The organism is Sphingomonas sp. SRS2, from assembly GCF_000971055.1.
Taxonomy (GTDB): Bacteria; Pseudomonadota; Alphaproteobacteria; order Sphingomonadales; family Sphingomonadaceae; genus Rhizorhabdus.
Map to the genome: position 1 here is coordinate 1 of NZ_LARW01000094.1, position 21,415 is coordinate 21,415.

The 21,415-nt window shown below is 65.4% G+C and carries 22 protein-coding genes and 1 tRNA gene; 14 read left to right on the forward strand and 9 right to left on the reverse strand.

Features of this window, described 5'->3' with window-relative positions:
• Positions 1-152: 152 nt before the first annotated feature.
• On the reverse strand, positions 153-779 hold the full coding sequence (locus WP12_RS13255; RefSeq protein ID WP_046194159.1) for a YbhB/YbcL family Raf kinase inhibitor-like protein: 627 nt from the start codon (positions 777-779) through the stop codon (positions 153-155).
• 91 nt (positions 780-870) lie between these two features.
• Here WP12_RS13255 and xth point away from each other — a divergent pair, with 91 nt between their 5' ends.
• From xth to trmFO, 5 genes are all read left to right on the forward strand, one after another.
• The gene (xth, locus tag WP12_RS13260; protein ID WP_046194160.1) at positions 871-1,665 is read left to right on the forward strand and encodes an exodeoxyribonuclease III; all 795 of its coding nucleotides are present in this window, start codon (positions 871-873) and stop codon (positions 1,663-1,665) included.
• Between the two features lie 4 nt (positions 1,666-1,669).
• Positions 1,670-1,930, forward strand: a complete 261-nt coding sequence (locus WP12_RS13265) for a hypothetical protein (protein ID WP_046194161.1) — start codon at positions 1,670-1,672, stop codon at positions 1,928-1,930.
• A complete protein-coding gene (locus tag WP12_RS13270) occupies positions 1,927-3,093 on the forward strand; it encodes a winged helix-turn-helix domain-containing protein (protein ID WP_046194162.1) in 1,167 nt (388 codons plus the stop codon). Before WP12_RS13265 ends, WP12_RS13270 begins: the two co-directional genes overlap by 4 nt.
• Before the next feature lie 94 nt (positions 3,094-3,187).
• Positions 3,188-3,535 (forward strand): hypothetical protein, encoded by a 348-nt coding sequence (locus WP12_RS13275; RefSeq protein WP_046194163.1) that lies wholly within the window; start codon positions 3,188-3,190, stop codon positions 3,533-3,535.
• A 45-nt stretch (positions 3,536-3,580) separates the two neighbouring features.
• A complete protein-coding gene (gene trmFO, locus WP12_RS13280) occupies positions 3,581-4,915 on the forward strand; it encodes a methylenetetrahydrofolate--tRNA-(uracil(54)-C(5))-methyltransferase (FADH(2)-oxidizing) TrmFO (RefSeq protein WP_046194164.1) in 1,335 nt (444 codons plus the stop codon).
• 102 nt (positions 4,916-5,017) lie between these two features.
• Here the strand turns inward: trmFO and WP12_RS13285 are convergent, their stop codons facing one another.
• The gene (locus tag WP12_RS13285) at positions 5,018-5,428 is read right to left on the reverse strand and encodes a low affinity iron permease family protein (RefSeq protein ID WP_046194165.1); all 411 of its coding nucleotides are present in this window, start codon (positions 5,426-5,428) and stop codon (positions 5,018-5,020) included.
• Between the two features lie 14 nt (positions 5,429-5,442).
• Positions 5,443-5,661 carry a DUF2945 domain-containing protein gene (locus WP12_RS13290; RefSeq protein ID WP_046194166.1) on the reverse strand — a complete coding sequence of 73 codons (219 nt, stop codon included), beginning with the start codon at positions 5,659-5,661 and terminating at the stop codon, positions 5,443-5,445.
• 86 nt (positions 5,662-5,747) lie between these two features.
• Here WP12_RS13290 and WP12_RS13295 point away from each other — a divergent pair, with 86 nt between their 5' ends.
• Entirely contained in the window at positions 5,748-6,929 is a 1,182-nt protein-coding gene (locus WP12_RS13295) for a glycosyltransferase family 4 protein (protein ID WP_046194167.1), read from the forward strand.
• Positions 6,930-6,971: 42 nt separating this feature from the next.
• On the opposite strand, the gene WP12_RS13300 is transcribed toward WP12_RS13295, so the two are convergent.
• Together WP12_RS13300 and WP12_RS13305 are read right to left on the reverse strand one after the other, a co-directional pair.
• Positions 6,972-7,289, reverse strand: a complete 318-nt coding sequence (locus WP12_RS13300) for a DUF2218 domain-containing protein (protein WP_046194168.1) — start codon at positions 7,287-7,289, stop codon at positions 6,972-6,974.
• A complete protein-coding gene (locus WP12_RS13305; protein ID WP_235399132.1) occupies positions 7,289-7,846 on the reverse strand; it encodes a PadR family transcriptional regulator in 558 nt (185 codons plus the stop codon). Before WP12_RS13305 ends, WP12_RS13300 begins: the two co-directional genes overlap by 1 nt.
• A 186-nt stretch (positions 7,847-8,032) precedes the next feature.
• Between WP12_RS13305 and WP12_RS13310 the strand changes: the two genes are divergently transcribed.
• From WP12_RS13310 to WP12_RS13320, 3 genes are all read left to right on the forward strand, one after another.
• On the forward strand, positions 8,033-9,346 hold the full coding sequence (locus WP12_RS13310; RefSeq protein WP_046194170.1) for a replication-associated recombination protein A: 1,314 nt from the start codon (positions 8,033-8,035) through the stop codon (positions 9,344-9,346).
• Between the two features lie 31 nt (positions 9,347-9,377).
• Positions 9,378-10,244, forward strand: coding sequence for a hypothetical protein (locus WP12_RS13315; protein ID WP_046194191.1), 867 nt, complete (start codon positions 9,378-9,380; stop codon positions 10,242-10,244).
• 18 nt (positions 10,245-10,262) lie between these two features.
• Positions 10,263-10,338, forward strand: a tRNA-Thr gene (locus tag WP12_RS13320).
• A 204-nt stretch (positions 10,339-10,542) separates the two neighbouring features.
• On the opposite strand, the gene WP12_RS13325 is transcribed toward WP12_RS13320, so the two are convergent.
• The 4 genes from WP12_RS13325 to WP12_RS13340 form a co-directional block, all read right to left on the reverse strand.
• A complete protein-coding gene (locus tag WP12_RS13325) occupies positions 10,543-11,346 on the reverse strand; it encodes a trypsin-like peptidase domain-containing protein (protein WP_084691148.1) in 804 nt (267 codons plus the stop codon).
• Positions 11,347-11,371: 25 nt separating this feature from the next.
• On the reverse strand, positions 11,372-13,255 hold the full coding sequence (htpG, locus tag WP12_RS13330) for a molecular chaperone HtpG (protein ID WP_046194192.1): 1,884 nt from the start codon (positions 13,253-13,255) through the stop codon (positions 11,372-11,374).
• Positions 13,256-13,463: 208 nt separating this feature from the next.
• Positions 13,464-15,200, reverse strand: a complete 1,737-nt coding sequence (locus WP12_RS13335; protein WP_046194172.1) for an acyl-CoA dehydrogenase family protein — start codon at positions 15,198-15,200, stop codon at positions 13,464-13,466.
• Positions 15,201-15,292: 92 nt separating this feature from the next.
• The gene (locus tag WP12_RS13340; RefSeq protein WP_046194173.1) at positions 15,293-15,883 is read right to left on the reverse strand and encodes a TetR/AcrR family transcriptional regulator; all 591 of its coding nucleotides are present in this window, start codon (positions 15,881-15,883) and stop codon (positions 15,293-15,295) included.
• 150 nt (positions 15,884-16,033) lie between these two features.
• On the opposite strand from WP12_RS13340, the gene WP12_RS13345 reads away from it, so the two are divergent.
• The 5 genes from WP12_RS13345 (at position 16,034) to WP12_RS24175 (ending at position 21,076) form a co-directional block, all read left to right on the forward strand.
• A complete protein-coding gene (locus tag WP12_RS13345; protein ID WP_046194174.1) occupies positions 16,034-17,152 on the forward strand; it encodes an AI-2E family transporter in 1,119 nt (372 codons plus the stop codon).
• Positions 17,153-17,297: 145 nt separating this feature from the next.
• On the forward strand, positions 17,298-17,483 hold the full coding sequence (locus WP12_RS13350; protein WP_152663993.1) for a hypothetical protein: 186 nt from the start codon (positions 17,298-17,300) through the stop codon (positions 17,481-17,483).
• Positions 17,484-17,742: 259 nt separating this feature from the next.
• Positions 17,743-18,018, forward strand: coding sequence for a hypothetical protein (locus WP12_RS25865; RefSeq protein ID WP_235399133.1), 276 nt, complete (start codon positions 17,743-17,745; stop codon positions 18,016-18,018).
• A gap of 116 nt (positions 18,019-18,134) precedes the next feature.
• Positions 18,135-19,883, forward strand: a complete 1,749-nt coding sequence (locus WP12_RS13360) for a copper resistance system multicopper oxidase (RefSeq protein ID WP_046194177.1) — start codon at positions 18,135-18,137, stop codon at positions 19,881-19,883.
• Positions 19,880-21,076, forward strand: coding sequence for a copper resistance protein B (locus WP12_RS24175; protein WP_084691145.1), 1,197 nt, complete (start codon positions 19,880-19,882; stop codon positions 21,074-21,076). Before WP12_RS13360 ends, WP12_RS24175 begins: the two co-directional genes overlap by 4 nt.
• Positions 21,077-21,415 lie beyond the last annotated feature (339 nt).

Here is a 21,415-nt window from a genome sequence, read left to right on the forward strand (position 1 = left end):
GGGTGATCGGCCGCAATCTACAGTTTGTTTCACTTACGTGGAAGCGGTACCGGCCCGCTCCCCCACCCAACCTCCCGATATATTACGCTGGATCGGGAGGTTGGGTGGGGGAGCGGGCCGGTACCGCCGTTTCAGCTTCGCTGAAACAAACTCTACGCCGGCGAGGCGCCCGCGATTCGCTTACCCGACAATGGCGCTTCCTCGCCGCGTGAATAGGTGCCGACCAGCATCCCCGCGCCGATCACCCGGCCCGTCAGCGCCCTGATCAATCCCGACCGGCCCGGGTTCGCGCCGATATCTAGCGTTTCGTTCAGCGCGAACAGCTGGAATACATAATCGTGCGACCCGTGCCCGGTCGGCGGATCGGGCGGCAGCCAACCCTCGGCGAAGAAGCTGTTGCGCCCAACGTCGCGGCCGTCCGCGCTCCCCGCCCCGTCGCGTGAGATACCAGCCTCGGCAAGGCTCCGTTCGTCGGCGGGAAGGTTCCAGACAAGCGCATGGACGAGCGGCTGCAGCGCCGGCGCATCGGGGTCCTCGACGATCAATGCGAGGCTCGCCGTGCCTGCCGGCGCTTCGCCCCACAGCAGTGGCGGCGAAACGCCGTCGCCATCGGCGGTGAAGCGCACCGGCAGTCGCGCGCCATAGGCAAAAGCCGGGCTCGACATGTCGATGACCGCGTCGCCGATATTCAGCTCCGGCTGCACGATCACGAGCTTTGAATGCCCCGCGCGGACATTGCGCAGCATGCCACCAAGCCAGCCGGGAAGATGTTCGAGCATCAGCCTGATCTCCTTTGCGACAGGACAATGTTCTAGCAGCGAAAAATGTCCCGACAAGGAACGTAGATGGGTGTTCGTCCATTGCCCTGCGATGAAGATCGCCACCTATAATGTGAACGGGGTCAATGGCCGCCTGCCCGTCCTGCTGCGCTGGCTGGACGAAGCGGAGCCCGACATCGTCTGCCTGCAGGAGCTCAAGGCCCCACAAGAAAAATTTCCCGCCGCCGCGATCGAGGCCGCCGGCTATGAGGCGATCTGGCACGGCCAGAAAAGCTGGAACGGCGTCGCGATGCTGAGCCGGGTCGGCACGCCGGTGGAGACACGGCGCGGCCTACCCGGCGATCCGCTCGATCTGCACAGCCGCTATATCGAGGCGGCGGTAAACGGCGTGCTGATCGGCGGACTCTATCTGCCCAACGGCAATCCGCGTCCGGGGCCAAAATTCGACTATAAGCTCGCCTGGTTCGAGCGGCTGATCCTGCACGCAGCGACGCTGATCGAAAGCGGTGTTCCCGCGATCCTGATGGGCGACTTCAACGTCATGCCAACCGAGCGCGACGTCTACAAACCCGAACGCTGGCTTGACGACGCGCTATTCGCGCCCGAGATCCGCGCCGCCTATTTCCGGCTGCTCGATCAGGGCTGGACCGACGCGCTGCGCACGCTCCATCCCGACGAGACGATCTATACTTTCTGGGATTATTTCCGGAACGCCTTCGTCCGCGACGCGGGGCTGCGGATCGACCATGTCCTGCTCAGCCCACCTCTCGCCGGCCGGCTGATCCGCGCCGAGGTGGACAGCCATGTCCGCGGCTGGGAAAAGACCAGCGATCACGCCCCCGTGTGGATCGAGCTTGCGCCAGCGAAGAAGCGCCGCCAACGATAGCATCATGGATCTCGAAGCCCTGCTCCACCACTATTTCGGCACCGAAGACCTCGACGAACTCGACGAGGAAGCGATTGAGGCCGGGCGCGAACGTGTCGCCATCGCGTTCGGCACCGAGCGCGATTCAGGGCGCCGTTTCGCGTTATGGATCGTCCTCCACGCGCTCGGCTCCGCACCCGATCCTCAGGCCGCCTTCAAGAATGCGGCCGACCGCAAGGCCGCCGAGGATTATGCCTGGGCCGCGGCTCGCATGGGACGGACTTGACCGAAACGCTGTCACTTCTTCAGGCCCGCCGCATCGCGCTCGCCGCGCAGGGGTTCGGCGTGTCGCGGCCCGCTACGGTGGGGCAGACGCATCTGAGGCGGGAAATCGAACGGCTGGCGCTCCATCAGATCGACAGCGTCAATGTCGTGTCGCGGGCGCATTATCTCCCCGCCTTCTCGCGACTCGGCAATTACGACCGCGACCTGCTAGACCGCGCCGCCTGGGGCCCGAAACGGGCGCGGCGGATGTTCGAATATTGGGCGCATGAGGCGTCGCTGCTGCCGCTCGATCTCCATCCCCTGCTGCGCTGGCGGATGGACGAGGCCGATCGCGGCGAACGCGGCTGGACCGCGCTCCGCCCGTTCGCGACCGAGCGACGCGCCGAGGTCGATACCGTGCTCGACCGCCTTCGCCAGGAAGGGCCGCTCGCCGCCTCCGATTTCGAGGAAGGCAAGAGCCGTAGCGGCTGGTGGGAATGGGGCGACAGCAAGCGCAAGCTCGAATGGCTGTTCTGGGCCGGCCACATCACCACCTCGACCCGCCGCAACAGCTTCGAGCGGGTTTACGACCTGACCGAGCGGGTGATCCCCGCCGGCATCCTCGCGCTGCCTACCCCCGACAAGGCGACGGCGCACTGCGCCTTGATCGAACGCGCCGCCCGCGCGCTCGGCATCGCCACCGAAACCGACCTGCGCGACTATTTCCGCACCGGCGTCGCCGACAGCAAGGTGGCAATCGCCGCGCTGGCGGAGGACGGCGTGCTGCTGCCTGTCACCGTAAAGGGCTGGCGGCATCCGGCCTGGCTCCATCGCGACGCCCGCCTGCCCCGCCGGATCACCGGACGCGCCCTGCTCGCTCCCTTCGATCCGCTGATATGGGAGCGTGCGCGCACCGAACGGTTGTTCGGCTTCCGCTACCGGATCGAAATCTACACACCGGCCGACAGGCGCCAATATGGCTATTATGTCCTCCCCTTCCTGCTGGGCGACCGGCTGGTGGCGCGGGTCGACCTGAAGGCCGACCGGCAGCGCAGCCGGCTGCTGGTCCAGTCCCGCCACCTCGAGCCCGACGCCCCGCCCGACACCGCCGCCGAACTCACTGGGGAACTCGCGCTGATGGCCGAATGGCTCGGCCTTGATCATGTCGAGATGATTGGCGACTGAGCGGCGGATCGCCTGCTCCTTAAATTTTTCGACCAGCGCAACTCCCGCGCTCTCAGATGGTTATCTGCGCCGGGAACTGCACGGAGCCTGAGCCATGAACATGATGCGATTTGGCCTGTCGGCGGTGGTGGCGACCATGATCGCTCCGGCCATCGCGGACGCCCGGCCCGTTGGCCTTGCGACGACCTTGCGTCAGATGGACGCCGGCTTCGTCTGTCCGCAATTCCTAGCCAATGACGATGCGCGGCGGACGGAAATCTCGACCTTCGCCCGCACGCTGGCCGCCAAGGGGTTGAGCTTCGCACAGGCAACCGAAATCCGCGCTCATTTCCTGACGCGGCATAACTGCAATGCGTCCATCGCAACCGACGAAACCCATATCCAATCCGCGCCGCCGGCGATCACCCCGATAGCGGTGGCTGAGGTCGCCGCGCCTAAATAGCTGCGCGGCGTTGCGATGCGCGACGCCCCGCCCTAGAGCGCCGGCATGGATTATCAGGTGCATGTGATCGGCGGCGGACTCGCCGGCTCCGAAGCGGCGTGGCAGCTGGCGGAAGCCGGCATTCGTGTCCGCCTGTCCGAAATGCGCGGCATAGAGGCAACGCCCGCGCACCAGACCGACAGTCTCGCCGAACTGGTCTGCTCGAACAGCTTCCGGTCGGACGACCCCAACAACGCCGTCGGCCTGCTCCACGCCGAGATGCGCGCCTTGGGATCGCTGATCCTGAAGACCGCCGACGCGCATCGCGTGCCCGCCGGATCGGCGCTGGCGGTCGATCGCGAGGGCTATGCCGAGGGCGTCACCCGGGCGATCACCGATCATCCGAATATCGATCTGGTGCGCGAACGGATCGATGCGCTGCCCGATACGGGACCGACCATTGTCGCCACCGGCCCGCTCACAGCCGCGGCGCTGGCGGGGTCGATCGGCGATGCGACCGGCGCCGACGCCCTCGCCTTCTTCGATGCGATCGCGCCGATCGTCCATCATCATTCGATCGACATGGACGTCGCCTGGATGGCCTCGCGCTGGGATAAGGGCGAGACGAAGGATTACATCAACTGCCCGATGGACAAGGAGCAGTATCTCGCCTTTCATCAGGCGCTGCTCGACGGAGAGAAGGGCGAGTTCAAGGACTGGGAGAAGGACACGCCCTATTTCGACGGCTGCATGCCGATCGAGGTGATGGCCGAACGCGGGGTCGATACGCTGCGCTACGGCCCGATGAAGCCGGTCGGGCTCGACAACCCGCGCACCGGGCGCTGGCCCTATGCGGTGGTGCAGCTACGTCAGGACAATGCGCTGGGCACGCTATGGAACATCGTGGGGTTCCAGACCAAGCTGAAGCACGGCGAACAAACCCGCATCTTCCGCACCATCCCGGGGCTCGAAAAAGCCGAGTTCGCGCGGCTGGGCGGCCTGCACCGCAACACCTTCATCCAGAGCCCGAAATTGCTCGATGCGGCACTGACCCTGAAGAGTCGCCCGCATATCCGCTTCGCAGGGCAGATCACCGGCTGCGAAGGCTATGTCGAATCCGCCGCGATCGGCCTGCTCGCCGGCCGCTTCCTCGCCGCCGAATTGCTCGGCAAGCCGGTCGCGCCGCCGCCACTCACCACTGCGCTGGGCGCGCTGCTCGGCCACATCACCGGCGGCGCAGACGCCGAGAGCTATCAGCCGATGAACGTCAATTTCGGCTTGTTCCCACCCGTCGAGGGCGCACGTGGCGGCCGCAAGCGCAAGGCCGACCGCAAGGCGATGTTCGCCGAACGTGCGGTCGAGGACCTGAAGGGCTGGATGGCGGAAACGACGTCGGTCTGATCGGTCGTCACGCGTCGCCCCGGCGGCGCCGGGGCAGCCACGATTTCGCTACCTCTCACTAAGCGTTTTGCCGGCCCGCGCCTCCACCGGGCGACGAATCGTCTACCTCCGCCTGATAAGGTGGGCGATGCTATCGGTGTGATGCGGTTTGCCGTTTTTGCCCGGGATGCATTCTTCCTCAATCTCGGACCGGATCTTCTCCAGTTCCTTCTCGGTCAGATGCTCGATGCCGATATAGCTGTTCCGTGCCGGTTCGATCGCTCGGATCAGCTCGTCAAGCTTGGCCTGCATAGCGGCGGCATCGCGATTCTGGGCATTCTGGATCAGGAACACCATCAGGAAGGTTATGATCGTCGTCGATGTGTTGACGATAAGCTGCCAGGTGTCCGAATAGCCGAACATTGGTCCCGTGACGGCCCACAATATGATCGCCACGAAGGCGATTACGAACGCCAGTGGCTGGCCGACCGCCGTCGCCATCTTGGCCGCGATCTTCGTAAAGAGTTGATCCATATACGTTCCCCTGTTCACTCGGCGGCGAGTTCGGAGCCGCGCTTCAGTGCGATCTTGCCCTCATCCGTCTTCACCAGATAGGCGGGATTTTCCGGCGTGCCGTGCCGTACGATCTTCGCGCCTTCGATCGTCCGTTGCACCCGCCGCTCGAACCGCTCGACGACATGGCCGCGAACGCTGTTCGCGCCCCATGTCCAGGAAATCTTCTGACCTTTGCGATGATGGTTCGACATTTTGCGACATCCTTTCGGGCCTGAACATTTCGCCTGCGCCGCTGTTCCGGTTGGCCTTTCGGGATCAAAGCGCTAGAGGCCTGCGCATGGATGCATCACAGCTTCGCGTCGCCTTGTTTACGGGCAACTACAACTATGTCCGCGACGGCGCGAACCAGGCGCTGAACCGCCTCGTCGGCTATCTGCTGAGCCAGGGTGCGGCGGTCCGCATCTATTCGCCGACCGTGGCACAGCCGGCCTTTCCGCCGACCGGCGATCTTGTGCACATCCCGTCGCTGCCGGTGCCGGGGCGCGCCGAATATCATTTTCCGATCGGCATTCCGGCGCGGGTGCGGCGCGACATCACGCGGTTCGATCCCAACATCCTGCATGTCGCCAGCCCCGAGATACTCGGCCATCGCGCGATCAGCCTGGCGTTGCGGCGCAAGCTGCCCGTGGTCGCGTCGGTCCATACCCGCTTCGAAACCTATTTTCGCTATTATGGCCTCGCCTTTCTCGAACCGCTGGTCGAGGCGATGCTGCGCCGCTTCTATCGCCGCTGTGACGCGATCTTCGCGCCATCGGAATCGATGGCGCAGCTGCTGCGCGAACAGCGGATGAGCTATGATGTCGGCATCTGGTCGCGCGGCATCGACCGGACTATTTTTCAGCCCGCCCGCCGCAACGAGGAATGGCGCGCGTCGATGGGCATTGCGCCCGACGATGTCGTGATCGGCTTCGTCGGCCGCCTCGTCATGGAGAAGGGCCTCGACGTCTTCGCCGACGCGATCGACCAGCTCAAGCGCCGCCAGATCCGCCATAGGGTGCTCGTCGTCGGCGAGGGTCCGGCGCGCGACTGGTTCGAAAAGCGCCTGCCTGACGCCGTGTTCGCCGGCTTCCAGGCGGGCGAGGATCTCGGCCGCGCGGTCGCTTCGATGGACATGCTATTCAACCCGTCCGTCACCGAGACATTCGGCAATGTCACGCTGGAGGCGATGGCGGCGCAGCTGCCCGTCGTCGCGGCGCGCGCGACCGGCAGCGAGAGCCTGATCGACGATGGCGTCACCGGCCGGCTGATCCAGCCGGGCCGCACCCACGCCTTCGCCGACGCGCTTCAGCAATATTGCGAAAATGCCGAATTACGCCGCAAGGTCGGTGAGGCCGGGCTCAAGTCGAGCGAACGCTATGGCTGGGACCAGGTCAATCAGGAACTGGTCGACTCCTATGTCCGGATTGTGCGCCAACACCGCGCCGGCGTGCGCGTCGTGCGCCAGAGCCCCGTGCCCTAAGACTGGCGTCGCGCCGGCGGAGACCGGGGCACGGCGTGTTTGTCAGACGCCCCGCCAGTCGAACGGCAGCGGCGCCTCCCGGAAGGCAAAGCGGTCCAGATGTCTCGCCACCGCCCCCTTCAGGCCTTCGAGCTGCGCGTCCGAGGTCGCGTCGATACGGACCTCCAGCGTCTTGCCGTCAGCGTCGAAGGTGACGAGCGCGTCGCCCGGATGATCCGCGCCCCGCGCGTCCTTTGGGAAGACCACCGTCCCATGTTCGGCCGAGAACTCGACCACGAGATTGTGCGACCAATGCTTGCAGAGCTGCTGCAGATATCTGCCCCCGCTCGCGGTCGGCACCGAAGCCACGGCGGAAACCATCACAGCCTCTCGATCTTGCGCGCGGTCTCGTCGAGCAGCGCCGCGATGTCATGCGCGAGGTCGGGGTTGCGGTCACGGGTCATGCGCGTGCGCAGCGCCATGGCGAGGTTGATCATCGCGCGCTTGACCGGCGAACGGTCCTCGTCGCCGCGCTGCTCGCCCAGTGCGCCAAGCCGCGCGAACAGCGCCTCGATCAACTCGGCCTGCTCGCCAATTTCAAGCTTGCCGGCATCGGTGATCGCGAAAAGCCGCTTCGAACCCTCAGCCGCCTGCTCGGCGATATGGCCCATATCTTCCAGCATCGTGATCGTCGGATAGACGACGCCAGGACTGGGAGCATAGGCGCCGCCCGACCGTTCCTCGATCGCCTTGATCAGGTCATAGCCGTGGCGTGGCTGCTCGCCGATCAGGGTGAGCAGGATCAGGCGGAGTTCCGCGCCGTCGAACATACGGCGGCGGCCACCGCCCCGCCCGCGTCCGCCCCGGCCTTCGCCGAAGCCATCCTCGAATGCGTCGGCGAAGCCGCCGCCAAAGCCGCCGCCGTGGCGGCCGCGCATCGCGTGAAACCCGTGGCGATGGCCATGGTCGCGATGAGATTTGTGAAAACCAAACAATCTATTCTCCAATTTCAGTCTACATATCGAATCACTCTCGATAGCTCTAAGATATATCTTGAAAGAGTTTTTGCAAAGGGTAGCTTTCTTCCTCTGTGCGCCTCGCGATCCGCGCCCTATATCGGGGATATGGCCGACCTCTTTGCGCCCGATCCCACCGCCGCCCTGCCCGCCGACGCCGCGCCGCTGGCTGAAAAGCTGCGCCCGCAGAGGCTCGATCAGGTCATCGGTCAGGAGCATCTGACCGGGCCCGAAGGCGCGATCGGGCGGATGGTCGCGGCGGGGCGCCTGTCCTCGCTGGTCCTATGGGGACCGCCCGGCACTGGTAAGACGACGATCGCACGGCTTCTCGCCGATGCGGTCGGCCTGCGCTTCGCCCCGGTCTCGGCGGTGTTCTCCGGGGTCGCCGATCTCAAGAAGATATTCGCGGAGGCGCGCGAACATGCCCGGCTGGGCACGCGCACCCTGCTCTTCGTCGACGAAATCCATCGTTTCAATCGCGCGCAGCAGGACAGCTTTCTGCCCTATGTCGAGGACGGCACTGTCGTACTGGTCGGCGCGACCACCGAAAATCCGTCCTTCGAGCTCAACGCCGCCCTGCTCAGCCGGGCGCAGGTTCTCATCCTCAACCGGCTCGACGCCACCGCGCTGACGAAGATGATCGGCCGCGCCGAAGACGTCGAAGGCCGCCCGCTGCCGCTGACCGGAACCGCGCGGGAGGCGCTGGTCGCCTCGGCCGATGGCGACGGCCGCTTCCTGCTCAACCAGGTCGAGACATTATTCTCGATCGCGATCGATCATGATCTTGAGCCCGGCGAACTGGCCAAGCTGCTCCACCGCCGGCTGGCCGTGTACGACAAGGATCGCGAGGGCCACTACAATATCATCTCGGCGCTGCATAAATCGCTGCGCGGATCGGATCCGCAGGCGGCGCTTTACTATCTCGCGCGTATGCTGACCGCAGGCGAGGAGCCGCTCTACGTGCTCCGCCGGCTGGTGCGCTTCGCTTCGGAAGATATCGGACTCGCCGATCCGCAGGCGCTGGTGCAATGCCTCGCCGCCAAGGACGCCTATGATTTTTTGGGCTCGCCCGAGGGTGAGCTGGCGATCGTGCAGGCGTGCCTCTATCTCGCCACCGCGCCCAAATCCAACGCCGCTTATGTCGCGCAAAAAGCGGCCTTCCGCTCGGCCAAAGACACCGGCTCGCTCAGCCCGCCGAAGAATATCCTCAACGCCCCGACCAAGCTGATGAAGGATATCGGCTACGGCAAGGGCTATGCCTATGATCACGACGCCGAGGACGGCTTTTCGGGCGACGATTACTGGCCCGAGGAGATGGACGCGCAGAGCTATTACACCCCGTCGCCACGCGGGTTCGAGGCCAAGATCTCCGAACGGCTCGCCCATTGGGACAGGCTGCGTGCCGAACGTCGCGGCGAGTGAGCCTCGCCAGGAAGCGCCCCTGAAAAAAGGCGTGACGCGCCGCTTCGGACGCTTCGCCTGCATCGACTGGTCCGGCGCGAAGGGCGAGCGGCAGAAGGGGATAGCAGTCGCGATCAGCGAGGGCATCGGCCGGACGCCGCACCTGATCGAACGGAGCTGGTCGCGCGAAGCGGTGCTCGACTGGCTACTCGATCACGCGGCGGCGAACGCCGACATGCTGGTCGGCATAGACTTTTCGGCGGCGCTGCCTTTTCTCGATGCCGGCGCCTATTTTCCCGGCTGGGCGCAAAGCCCCGCCGATGCGCGCGGCCTGTGGCGGCTTGTTGACGACATCTGCGCCGGCGAACCGCATCTCGGCGCGGGAGCGCTGGTCGACCATGACGAAGCCAGTCGCCACTTCCGTCGCCATGGTGGGCGGCAGGGCGATCTGTTCGGCCCCGGCAACGGCCGCCATCGCATCGTCGAACGGCTGACTCGCGACGGCCACGCCCCCGCGACGAGCAGCTTCAATCTGGTCGGCGCGGCGCAGGTCGGTAAGTCGAGCCTGACCGCGATGCGCCTGCTCCACCGCCTCGAAGGCCGCGTGCCGATCTGGCCCTTCGATCCGGTGCCCGCGAGCGGACCAGTGATCGTCGAAATCTACACCACCATTGCCGCGCGCCAGGCGGGCTTGAGGGGCGGCAGCAAGATGCGCGATGCCGAACGACTGCGCGTCGGCCTCGCGGGCTACGGCATTTTCGACCCACCCGCGCTTGCCCGTTATGATGACCACAGCACCGATGCGATCCTGACCGCCGCATGGCTCGCCCGCGCTGCCGACGACGCCCATCTCTGGCATCCCCGACTGATGACCGACGAAATTGCCGGAGTCGAGGGCTGGACCTTCGGCATTCCCTGACGCATGAGAGCGCCACGTGCCGGCTTAGCTCAGTTGGTAGAGCACCTGATTTGTAATCAGGGGGTCGCGGGTTCGATCCCTGCAGCCGGCACCAGACATTCCCACATGAAGGCTCCTGCTCGTTTCCTCACGGCGGCGAAAAGCGCGGATCTCACCGGACCGGCTGTACCCGCAGGGTTGGCAGGTCGAGAATCGGCGCAGAGGAGGACGATCGGCCGCGGGCCTCAAACAGCATGGCTATATTCGGGATTTCGGATAATCCGTTTCCAGACGTAAGCTGGCCCAACCCGGCGCGCGATCAGATAACACGCTGCGCCTGCGCGAGCACGGTTTTGACCACGCTCGCTGGAACGGCGAAGCCGATTCCGATATTACCCTCGCCGCCAGGGGCCAAAATCGCGGTATTGATGCCGATGACCTCGCCACGCATGTTGATCAGCGGCCCGCCGGAATTGCCCGGGTTGATCGGCGCGTCGGTCTGGATCAGCCCGATGCCGCTTTCCGGTGTCAGGCCGCGGCCAAGCGCGCTGACGATCCCGGCGGTGACGGTCTGACCGAGCCCGAACGGGTTGCCGATGGCGACGACATAGTCGCCGACCTGCGCACTGTCCGTCGTGGCCAGCGGCGCCGCGACCAGTTGACGCGGCGGGATTCTGAGGACCGCGAGATCGGCGCCGGGGCTGGTGCCGACCAGTTCGGCCTGGAATTGCCGCTTGTCCTGCAGGACGACGAGGATCGCCGATCCTTGTCCGACAACATGGTTGTTGGTGAGGACCAGTCCCTTGGCAGCATCGATGATGACGCCGGAACCGGCCGACAGCCGTGGCTGTACCGCCGCGTCGGGAACGCCCATGAACCGCCGGAAATAGGGGTCACGCAGCAGCGGGTTTTGGGCATAGGGTGACGGATAGGCGACCGCTATGTTGACGACCGCTGGCGAGACGCGCTTGACGAGCGGCGCCACGCTCAGCCGGTCGAGCGGGACCGGCTCGCCGCTCGCGGCGAACGCCGCGCCATTGGCCGCTGGCGGATCGGGCTGATGGTCGCGCCAAGCAGGAACGAGCGCCAGCGCACCTACCAGCGCGGCCGTGATCAAGACCATGCGGCGCATCATACCCCTCCCCTCGTCAGGCAAGGCCCCGCGCGAGCACCCGCGAGAGGCGCTGCGCGAAGGCGCGCGGATCGACCGGCAACTCGCCGTCGGCGATCCTGGCCTCGTCGAACAGCAGGTGCGCCGCATCGGCGCGAAGCTCCGCGTCGGTGCCGGCGGCGCTCAGCTTTTCAACCAGGTCATGGCGCGGGTTGATCTCTAGCACCGGCTTGGACGCCATATCGAGCCGGCCCGCGCCGGCCAGCAGCTTCTCGAGCTGGCGGTCCATGGCATGCTCGGGCGCGACCAGGCAAACGGCGCTCTCGGTAAGCCGGTCGGATGCCCGGACGTCGGAAACCGCGTCGCCCAGCGTCTCCTTCACGAAGGCGATGAAGCTGCTGACGTCGTCGGAAGCGGCGGCGCCGGGCGTCTCGCCTTCGGGAAGCGGAATCAGGCTCAGGTCGGCGAGCCCCTGGGTGACCGACTTGAACGGCTTGCCTTCATAATCGATCCCGGAGGTGACCCAGAAGCTGTCCACCTGGTCGGCGAGCAGCAGCACCTCGATCCCGCGCGCGCGAAAGCCCTCGAGCTGGGGCGACGTCGCGAGCCGATCAAGGTCGGTGCCCGTTGCGTAATAGATCGCGGTCTGGTTGTCCTTGAGCCCCGCGACATAATCCTTGAGCGAGCGCCATTCTCCGGCCGACCCGGTCGTCTTGAAACGCGCGAGGCCTAGCAGCGTCTCGCGCCGGGCATAATCCTCGTAAAGGCCTTCCTTGATGACCGGGCCGAAGGTGTCCCAGAGCTTCAGGTAGCGCTCCGTATCGCCGGTCGCGAGTTTCTCCAGTTCGGACAGAAGCCGGTTGGAAACCCCTTTCTGGATCGCGGCGAGGACCGGGCTCTCCTGAATCATCTCGCGCGAGACGTTGAGCGGCAGATCGTTCGAGTCGACGAGCCCGCGAACGAAGCGGAGATAACGCGGCAGGATCTGGGCCTCGTCGGTGATGAAAACACGGCGGACGTAGAGCTTCATTCGTCCGGCGCGATCCGGGTCGAACAGGTCGAAAGGCTTGGTCTCCGGGATGAAGGCCAACACCGTATATTCGTGCCGGCCCTCCGCGCGATAGTGGAGCGTCAGCGCCGGCTCATCGAACTGGCCAGCGGCGCTGCGGTAAAAGTCCTTATACTCCTCTACGGTGATCTCGCTCTTGGGCTTGGTCCACAGCGCCGCCCCATCGGCAATCTGCTTCGCTTCGGCGTCCGGCTTATCCTTGAGAAGGATCGGGACAGGCACATGGCCCGACTGGCTCTTGATCGTGCGCTCGACCGTGGAGCTTTCGGTGTAGGAAGATGCGTCCTCCTTGAGGTGGAGCAGCACGCGGGTGCCGCGCGTCGGCGCGGTGGCCAGATCGACCGTCTGGATCACATAGGTTCCAAGCCCATCCGACGACCATGAAGCCGCCTGGTTTGAGCCCGCGCGGCGCGATAGCACCTCGACCCGGTCCGCGACCATGAAAGCCGAATAGAAGCCGACACCGAACTGGCCGATGAGATGGCTGCCCTCCGCCTCCTTCGCGCCGGCGATCCGGTCCATGAACGCCTTGGTTCCCGAACGCGCGATCGTACCTAGCGCGTCGGCGAGTTCGGCCTCGCTCATGCCGATGCCATTGTCCTCGATCGTCAGCTGGCGCGCCTCGGGGTCGAGGGTGACCGTGATGCGCGGCTGCCCGTCCTCTCCAAGCAAGCTCGCATTGCTCAAAGATTCGTAGCGCAGCTTCTCACACGCATCCGCCGCGTTGGAGACCAGCTCGCGCAGGAAGACGTCCTTGTCCGAATAAACCGAGTGCACCATCAGATGCAGGAGCTTTGAGACATCGGCCTCGAACGAACGGGTTTCAGGCGCGGCTTCGGTCGTCGTCGTCATGCTTTTATCCATCTGCTCCCGGGGTTGAACCAGGCAGCAGATGGACAGCGTCGCTTATGGTTTCAAGGCTGGAATGGCGCATCCTGGCGATCCGCGCTGCATTGCCCTCCCGGCGACAGCAGTTTGCGTCCGTCCGGCCATCCGGTGCCGCAAACGGGCATTTCGAACATCGACGTGGCCCGACAGACGACGCCGATCCCGACGAACCTCAAAAGGCGTCCGGTGCAAGCGCCATGATCGGGTCTTGCCCGGCCGCGATGCTGGCGGCGAGGCCCTGCGATTGCGGCAGCACCCGCAGGGCGAAGAATTCCGCAACCTGCAGCTTCGACGCATGGAGCGGCGAATCGCCCTTTTCCGCCGCGGCGGCCATCCGGGTCCACATCCAGCCCAGCGCAACGAGCGCGAACAGGCGCAGATAATCGACCGCAGCTGCCCCGTTCGCGTCGGCGTCCGCATTCCGCAACGATACCGTCGCCTCGCGCAAAAGGGTCAGCGCCGCATCGGTCCGCGCGGCGATCAGCAACCCCGGACAGCGGGCCAGATCGGACGCGACGAGATCGAAAAATCCCGCGACGACCGCACCGCCGGCCAGCGGCAGCTTGCGCCCGACGAGGTCCAGCGCCTGGATTCCGTTGGTTCCTTCGTAAATCTGGGCGATGCGCGCATCGCGGACATATTGCTCCATGCCCCATTCGCGGATGTAGCCATGACCGCCGAACACCTGCTGCGCCTGCACCGCGCTCTCGAAGCCGAGGTCGGTAAAGGATGCCTTGATCACCGGCGTCAGCAGCGCGACGAGCGCGTCGGCCTTCGCACGTTCCCCGGCATCCGGATGGCTCCTCGACCGATCGAGCTGAAGCGCGGTCCAGCCGCCCAGCGCACGCCCGGCCTCCACGAAGGCGCGGATGGTGAGGAGCATGCGCCGCACATCGGCATGTTCGATGATCGCAACCGGGCTGCGCGCGCCATCGGCGCTCCGCCCCTGAAGCCGCTCGCGAGCATAGCCGACCGCCTGCTGATAGGCCGCGCCGGCGACGCCCAGTCCCTGAATCCCGACCATGAGCCGTTCCGCGTTCATCATCGTGAACATCGCGGCCAGCCCCCGGTTCGCTTCGCCGACCAGCCAGCCGGTCGCGCCGTCATAGTTCATGAGGCAGGTCGGCTGGGCGTGGATTCCCATCTTCTTTTCGAGCGCGCCGACCGACATGCCGTTGCGCAGGGTGAAGCCGCCGTCCGCGTCGGGGAGATATTTGGGAACGAGGAACAGGCTTATTCCCTTCACCCCTGCCGGGGCATCGGGAAGGCGGGCCAGAACGAGATGGATGATGTTCCCGCCGAAATCATGGTCCCCCGAGGAGATGAAGATCTTGCTCCCGGAAACGGCATGGCTCCCGTCGCCGTTCGGCTCGGCCCTGGTCTTGATCAGCGCAAGATCGCTCCCCGCGCCGCCTTCGGTCAGCGCCATGGCGCCGGTCCATTCGCCGCTCACCATCCGTCCGAGCCATATCGCCTTGAGCTCGTCGCTCGCATGCGCCGCGATGGCTTCGCATGCGCCGCGAGTCAGGCCGGGGAACAGGCCGAAGGACAGGTTCGTGGCCGATATCATCTCGTCCAGCCAGAGTTGCAGGATCAGCGGAAGCCCCTGCCCGCCATGCGCCGGATCGGCCGCCATTGACGGCCAGCCGGCGGCGACGAAATCGCGATAGGCGTCCGCGAAGCCGGGCGGCGTCTGCACCGCGCCATCGACCAGCCGGCTGCCATGTTCATCGCCCTCACGGTTGAGCGGGTGGAGACGGTCCGCGCACATCCGGCCGGCTTCCTCGAGCACGGCTATAGCCAGATCGGCATCCACCTCCATGCCGAGCTCATCCATGGTACCGTCAAACCCCAGCACCTCCGTCAGGAGAAACCGGTAATCCTCGATCGGCGGGCTATAGCTCTGCATGGTGATTCCTCGAAATTTTCCGGCTCATACCAAACATCTGTTACAGCGCAAAGCCTCCCGCGCGCCATGCTCAGACCACTCAGCCGCCGGGCCTATTCGTGCTGGAAAACCGCGACGATCTGTGCCGCGACTTCCGCCGGACTCAAGCGACCGGGATGATACCAGTCCGCCGTGACGTTCAATTGCGACAGCAGCAGATTGCGGTAGACGGACCGGTCGATATGCCCCGGCAGGGGCAGCGAATCCACGAGCGACCGGAACAGCTCTTCAAAGCGGTCGCGCCGCGCGATCAGCTGCTGCCTGATGTGATCGGGCACCTCCCGGAAATCATTCATCATCGGCAGCGTCAGCGAGTCGGGATCGAGCTGAATCTCAAGCAGAACGGTGCAGGCCGCGCGGAGCTTTGCCCAGGGATCGTCCTGCGCATCGATCGCCGCGGCGATCTTCTCCGCCGCCCCGTCGAGCGCGGCATCGTGGAGCTCGACGAACAGCGCGTCCTTCGACTTGATATGGTGGTATAATGAACCGCCCAGCACGCCGGCCTGCTCGCCGATATCGCGCATCGAGGTTCCGCGATATCCCTTTCTGGCAAATAGCTGCGCCGCGATCTCCAGGATCTCGCGACGGCGGCTGCCGGGGCGCTCATCGGCGGCGCAATCGGCGGCGGGAGGGGATTTGCTCATCAGGCGCAGCTACCACAGCTTGAAGCCAATATAATACCGGCGATGCGGAGCCGGGAATGCGCGCCGTCTGCTCGCGGTCCACCGGTTCCGCGGCCGCCCGCTTGCAAGCCCCGGCAGCCATGTCTACCCCGAGGAGAAGCTGTCAGGGGAATGCGCGTGCGCCGACTGGAAAACACGAGCTTTCTAATAGTGGTGGTCGTGGTGTCGCTGGCCCTCGCCTGGGTCGTGCTGCCGCTGTTCGGGGCGGTGTTGTGGGCGATCATCGCGGCGATATTGTTCGCGCCGCTCAACGAACGGCTGCTGCTCAGGATGCCGGGGCGGCGCAATCTCGCCGCGCTGCTCACCCTGCTGGTGATCATGACGCTGGTGATCCTCCCGGCGATCCTGCTCACCGCCTTCCTGTTGCAGGAGGTAAGCGGCGTCTATGCCCTGCTGCGCAGCGGCGCGATCGACCCCGGCGCGTACTTCCTGCGCTTCCAGGCCAGCCTGCCCACCTGGCTCAGCGCTTCGCTCGAACGCGTCGGCCTGACCGACTTCGAGGCGGTTCGCGCCAGATTGACCGCCGGCATCGCCGCCAGCTTTCAGGATTTGACCGCCCGCGCCTTCAGCATCGGCCAGAGCGCCTTCGGCTTCATCGTCGGGCTCGGCGTGATGCTCTACCTGACGTTCTTCCTGCTGCGCGACGGTAAGCCGCTGGCGGCGCGCATTGAATCGGCCATCCCGCTCGATCCCGCGCGGCGGGCGACCTTGTTCGTCACCTTCGCCGCGGTGATACGCGCGACGATCAAGGGCAGCATCATCGTCGCGATCGTCCAGGGCGCGATCGGCGGGGTCGTCTTCTGGGCGCTCGGCATCCATGCCGCGCTGCTGTGGGGCGTGCTGATGGGCTTCCTGTCGCTGCTGCCGGCGGTGGGCACCGGGCTCGTCTGGGTTCCGGTCGCCACATATCTGCTCGTCACCGGCGCAATCTGGCAGGGGGCCGTGCTGATTTTCTGCGGCCTGTTCGTGATCGGTATGGTCGACAATGTCCTGCGGCCCATCCTGGTCGGCCGCGACGCCCGCATTCCGGATTATGTCGTGCTGATCACCACCCTCGGCGGGCTTGAAGCGATCGGTTTCAACGGCCTGGTGATCGGGCCTGTGATCGCGGCGCTGTTCATCGCGGTGTGGGATATGTTCTCGCGGTCTTCGCCCGCTCCGGCCTCGTCGCCCTTCCTGGCTTCGCCGCCGCGACGGCGATCGAAGCCAGCCGGCGAGGCAAAGGAATAGTCCGTCATACCATTGTCTTACGACTTAAGTAGGGTGCCCTCGTAATACTACGTTGGACCTTTCGTTAATTGCCCGAATCGGTCTCCAACCATAGGTACGGCACATGGTTAACGGTCACCGCCGGAGCCATGAAAGGGAGCGCAAGATGATCGGTTATCGCGTCTACATAATGGACTGGCACGGCCATATCGAAGACGTTGACGCGATCATGGCCGACAGCGATGACGCCGCGATCAGCGCCGCAAATCAGCGGCGCGACACCCAGCCCTGGGAATTGTGGCAGGGCGGACGCCTGATCAGCAAATGCGCCGGTCTGCAGATGGCGGCATAGGCGACCCGGCCACGACGTCCCGCCTCCGCCTTTCATCAGTCTTCCTCATCTTCGCCAGAACAGATAAAATCCCCGGGCCGGTAGACCGCCCCGGCCGCCTGCGATGCGCTTCGCTGTTGCTTTTGAGATCAGTTCGGTTAGCTACGGCATCTCCTGCAATAAGGTAGCAACGATCATCCAACCGGGGTCTATCATAGCCGACAGCGTCTTCGCTGGCCGTCGCCTCCGGTGGCTCCTGGCCTTTGCGCTCCTGTGCGGGATGCTCCTCGCGCCGCTTACCATGGCGGCCGCCTGCGCACCCCAGCCAAGCGCCGGCCAGACCGTCAGCCATTGCGAGCAGGAAGGCACGGGCAGCCAGCACGTGCCGACCAAGCTGTTCCAGTGCATGGGCACCTGCTCGACCGCAGTCGAGGTTGGCATGACCCGGCTCGCGCCACGCACGGCATCGCGCGCCACCGCAACGCAGATTCCAGCAGTTCCGTCGCTCGCCGGCATATTGCTCGAGCGCGATACGCCCCCTCCGCGCCTGTCCTGATCGAATCGAAACTGTGGCCGCCGCTGGTGGTCGCGAAATGCGGGGTGTATCGGGGCTGACAGCCGCAGGCCGATAGCTCGTTCACGCCGCACAGGTCGACGAGACAGGAAATTATAATGACTATCATGATCAGGCGACGCAATTTGCTGCGCGCCGGCGCCCTTGGCCTGGCAGGCATGGGCCTCAATGCGAAATTCCCGGCCTGGGCACAGACCGGATCCAGCGGTCTGCGCGCCGACATGCCGACGCTCACTGGCGAGGATATCCGCCTCCGGATCGCCTACGACATGTTCAAGGTCGGCGGGCGCACCGGCCACGCAATCACGATGAACGGCGTGCTCCCCGCCCCGCTCATCCGCCTGCGCGAAGGGCAGAATGTACGCCTCCATGTCGAAAACACCCTCGACGAAGATACATCGATCCATTGGCACGGGCTGATCCTGCCCTTCCACATGGACGGCGTGCCGGGGATCAGCTTCCCCGGCATCAAGCCCGGCAAGACCTTCACCTATGAATTCCCGATCAAACAGGCAGGCACCTACTGGTATCATTCGCATTCGGGCCTGCAGGAGCAGCTGGGGCATTATGGCCCGCTGGTCATCGATCCGGCCGGCACGGAGCCCGCGGCGTACGACCGTGAGCATGTGATCGTGCTGTCCGACTGGACCTTCAATCATCCCCATCAGCTGATCCTGAAGCTCAAGCAGAAGGGCGCCTATTTCAACCGGCAAAAGCAGACCCTGACCGACGGCACGATGAGCGCGGCCGAACGTGCCGAATGGGGCGGCATGCGGATGGACCCCGCCGATATCGCCGACATCAACGGCACGACCTACAGCTTCCTCATCAACGGCCATGGCCCGTCCGAAAACTGGACCGGACTTTTCAAGCCGGGCGAGCGGGTGCGGCTGCGCTTTATCAATGCCTCGGCGATGACGATCTTCAACGTTCGCATCCCCGGCCTGCCGATGACGGTGGTCGAAGCCGACGGCCAGCCGGTCCGTCCGGTCGAGACCGACGAGTTCCAGATCTCGGTCGCCGAGACCTATGACATCATCGTCACCCCGACCGCCGACCAGGCTTTCACGCTCGTCGCCGAGGCGATCGACCGCTCGGGCATGGCGCGGGCGACGCTCGCGCCGCGGCTCGGCATGGTCGCCGCCGTCCCTGTGCTGCGCGAACGCCCGACCCTGTCGATGCGCGACATGGGAATGGGCGGGATGGGCGGTGGCGATAGCTGCGCGCCCGAACATGCCGCCATGGGCCATTGCACGCCGGGCCAACCCGCTGCAGCGATGAACCACAGCATGCGCGACAAATCGACGGTTCCAGCAAGCGTCAAGGTCGGCGTCGGCGTCGACATGATCGCGCCGATGCCGGTCGACCGGACCGGTGATCGCCCGCTGGGGCTCGAAAAGGAGCCGCACCGCGTGCTGACCTATCACGACCTCGCGCCGCTTGTGCCTTTCTCAGACAAGCGGCCGCCTGCGCGCAGCGTCGACATCCATCTGACCGGCAATATGGAACGTTTCATGTGGTCGTTCGACGGCAAGAAGATGAACGAAGGCTTTGAACCGATCCGCTTCGAACTCAACGAGCGGGTGCGCGTGAACCTCATCAATAATTCGATGATGAACCACCCGATCCATATCCACGGGCATTTCTTCGAGCTTGTGACCGGCAAGGATCACGGCCACCCGATCAAGCATACCGTGAACGTCATGCCGGGCGGCAAGGCGAGCTTCGATCTTACCGCGGATGCACCCGGCGACTGGGCCTTCCACTGCCACCTGCTCTATCACATGCACGCCGGGATGATGAACGTCGTGAAGGTCCGTCCGATGACGGAAGGAGGCGCGGCATGATCCGCAACCTCGCCATCGCCATCGCCTTTTCCTTCGCCGCCCCCGCCGGGGCACAGCAGGCTGGAACCGCCGATCCGCATGCGGACCATGCCGTGTCCGCCACGCCGCCTGCCCAGGCTGCAGCCTGCGCACCGGAGCATGCGGCGATGGGCCATTGCACGCCCGCCCCGACGCCGCCGCCGGCGACTGCCGCAGCCTCCGACTGCTCAGCCGAGCATGCCGCCATGGGGCACTGCACAGCGGCTCCCGCACCGGCGCCGCAACCCGCAGCTACTCCGCAGGGGGATCCCCAATGTCCGGCGGAACATGCGGCGATGGGGCATTGCACGCCCGCCCCGACGACGCCACCTGCCGCAACCGATCCCGCCTGCCCACCCGAGCATGCGGCCATGGGTCACTGCACGCCGGCTGCGGCTGCGGCCTCGGCTCCTGCTCCTGCCGCCCCGCCCCGCACGGGTCCCTCAGCCGCCGCCCTCAGCGGCCCGGAACATGCCGCCGACGCGGTGTGGGGCGCCGGCGTCATGAGCCCGGTGCGCCGCGCCATCTATGCCGAACACGGGACGTTCCGCGGCAGCAAGATGTTGATCGATCGGCTCGAATATCGGGCACAGGATGGTCATGACGGTTATGCGTGGGAGGGCGACGCCTGGTTTGGCGGCGACTATGACCGCCTGTGGCTGAAGACCGAGGGCGAGGGCGGCTTCGGCACGGCGCTCGAATCGGCCGAAATCCAGGCGCTGTGGAGCCGCGCTTTGGATCCTTGGTTCAATCTCCAGGCCGGCATCCGCTACGACCTCAGGCCCCGGCCCGATCGCGCGCACCTTGCGGTCGGCATCCAGGGTCTGGCGCCTTATTGGTTTGAAGTCGATGTCGCCGCCTTTCTCTCCGACCGCGGCGACCTCACCGCGCGGATCGAGGCGGAATATGACCAGCGCATCACCAACCGGCTGATCCTCCAGCCACGCGTCGAGTTCAGCCTCGCCGCGCAGGACGTGCCGTCGATCGGCGTCGGCGCGGGCTTGTCGTCGATAGAAGCGGGGCTTCGCCTTCGTTACGAGGTGGTGCCGGAGTTCGCGCCCTATCTCGGCATCGACTATGAACGCAGCATAGGTCGCACCGCCGACTTCGCCCGGGCGGCGGGCGAAGATGTGGGTGGCCTCGCCTTCGTCATCGGCATCCGAACCTGGTTCTAGGCCTGCTGATCGGATCACCGGGCGCAACCGCCCGGTGGTCCACAGCCGCCCCCGCGCAAAAGCGCTCGCCCTAGCCCCTCGCGAGTATCGCCAGAGCCCAGTCCGGTGCGTGCGCGCCCGGAAGCAAGCCGAATGTGCAATTGGTAGCTGAGCCTTCGCGTGGCTACGTCGGATGTGCCCGACACGGGCCGATGCCGTCCCCCATTTGTATCGATATCTGGCCCGACGCAGCCGATTTCATGGCGTGTACGGCTGGCCCGCGCTCCCATAGTGGCATCATCGTCATACCAGGATGACCGCCGGTAACAGCCATGACTATGGTCAGGCCCTAGCGACTTC

Coding starts and splice junctions, on each gene's coding strand:
- WP12_RS13335 (WP_046194172.1), bottom strand. CDS start 15,200: ATGCAGAGCTATAGCCCGCCGATCGAGGATTACCGGTTTCTCCTGACG.
- WP12_RS13255 (WP_046194159.1), bottom strand. CDS start 779: ATGCTCGAACATCTTCCCGGCTGGCTTGGTGGCATGCTGCGCAATGTC.
- WP12_RS13300 (WP_046194168.1), bottom strand. CDS start 7,289: ATGGTTTCCGCCGTGGCTTCGGTGCCGACCGCGAGCGGGGGCAGATAT.
- WP12_RS13265 (WP_046194161.1), top strand. CDS start 1,670: ATGGATCTCGAAGCCCTGCTCCACCACTATTTCGGCACCGAAGACCTC.
- WP12_RS13295 (WP_046194167.1), top strand. CDS start 5,748: ATGGATGCATCACAGCTTCGCGTCGCCTTGTTTACGGGCAACTACAAC.
- WP12_RS13305 (WP_235399132.1), bottom strand. CDS start 7,846: ATGCGCGGCCGCCACGGCGGCGGCTTTGGCGGCGGCTTCGCCGACGCA.
- trmFO (WP_046194164.1), top strand. CDS start 3,581: ATGGATTATCAGGTGCATGTGATCGGCGGCGGACTCGCCGGCTCCGAA.
- WP12_RS13340 (WP_046194173.1), bottom strand. CDS start 15,883: ATGAGCAAATCCCCTCCCGCCGCCGATTGCGCCGCCGATGAGCGCCCC.
- WP12_RS25865 (WP_235399133.1), top strand. CDS start 17,743: ATGCTCCTCGCGCCGCTTACCATGGCGGCCGCCTGCGCACCCCAGCCA.
- htpG (WP_046194192.1), bottom strand. CDS start 13,255: ATGACGACGACGACCGAAGCCGCGCCTGAAACCCGTTCGTTCGAGGCC.
- WP12_RS13290 (WP_046194166.1), bottom strand. CDS start 5,661: ATGTCGAACCATCATCGCAAAGGTCAGAAGATTTCCTGGACATGGGGC.
- WP12_RS13325 (WP_084691148.1), bottom strand. CDS start 11,346: ATGGTCTTGATCACGGCCGCGCTGGTAGGTGCGCTGGCGCTCGTTCCT.
- WP12_RS13310 (WP_046194170.1), top strand. CDS start 8,033: ATGGCCGACCTCTTTGCGCCCGATCCCACCGCCGCCCTGCCCGCCGAC.
- xth (WP_046194160.1), top strand. CDS start 871: ATGAAGATCGCCACCTATAATGTGAACGGGGTCAATGGCCGCCTGCCC.
- WP12_RS13285 (WP_046194165.1), bottom strand. CDS start 5,428: ATGGATCAACTCTTTACGAAGATCGCGGCCAAGATGGCGACGGCGGTC.
- WP12_RS13275 (WP_046194163.1), top strand. CDS start 3,188: ATGAACATGATGCGATTTGGCCTGTCGGCGGTGGTGGCGACCATGATC.
- WP12_RS13345 (WP_046194174.1), top strand. CDS start 16,034: ATGCGCGTGCGCCGACTGGAAAACACGAGCTTTCTAATAGTGGTGGTC.
- WP12_RS24175 (WP_084691145.1), top strand. CDS start 19,880: ATGATCCGCAACCTCGCCATCGCCATCGCCTTTTCCTTCGCCGCCCCC.
- WP12_RS13360 (WP_046194177.1), top strand. CDS start 18,135: ATGACTATCATGATCAGGCGACGCAATTTGCTGCGCGCCGGCGCCCTT.
- WP12_RS13350 (WP_152663993.1), top strand. CDS start 17,298: ATGATCGGTTATCGCGTCTACATAATGGACTGGCACGGCCATATCGAA.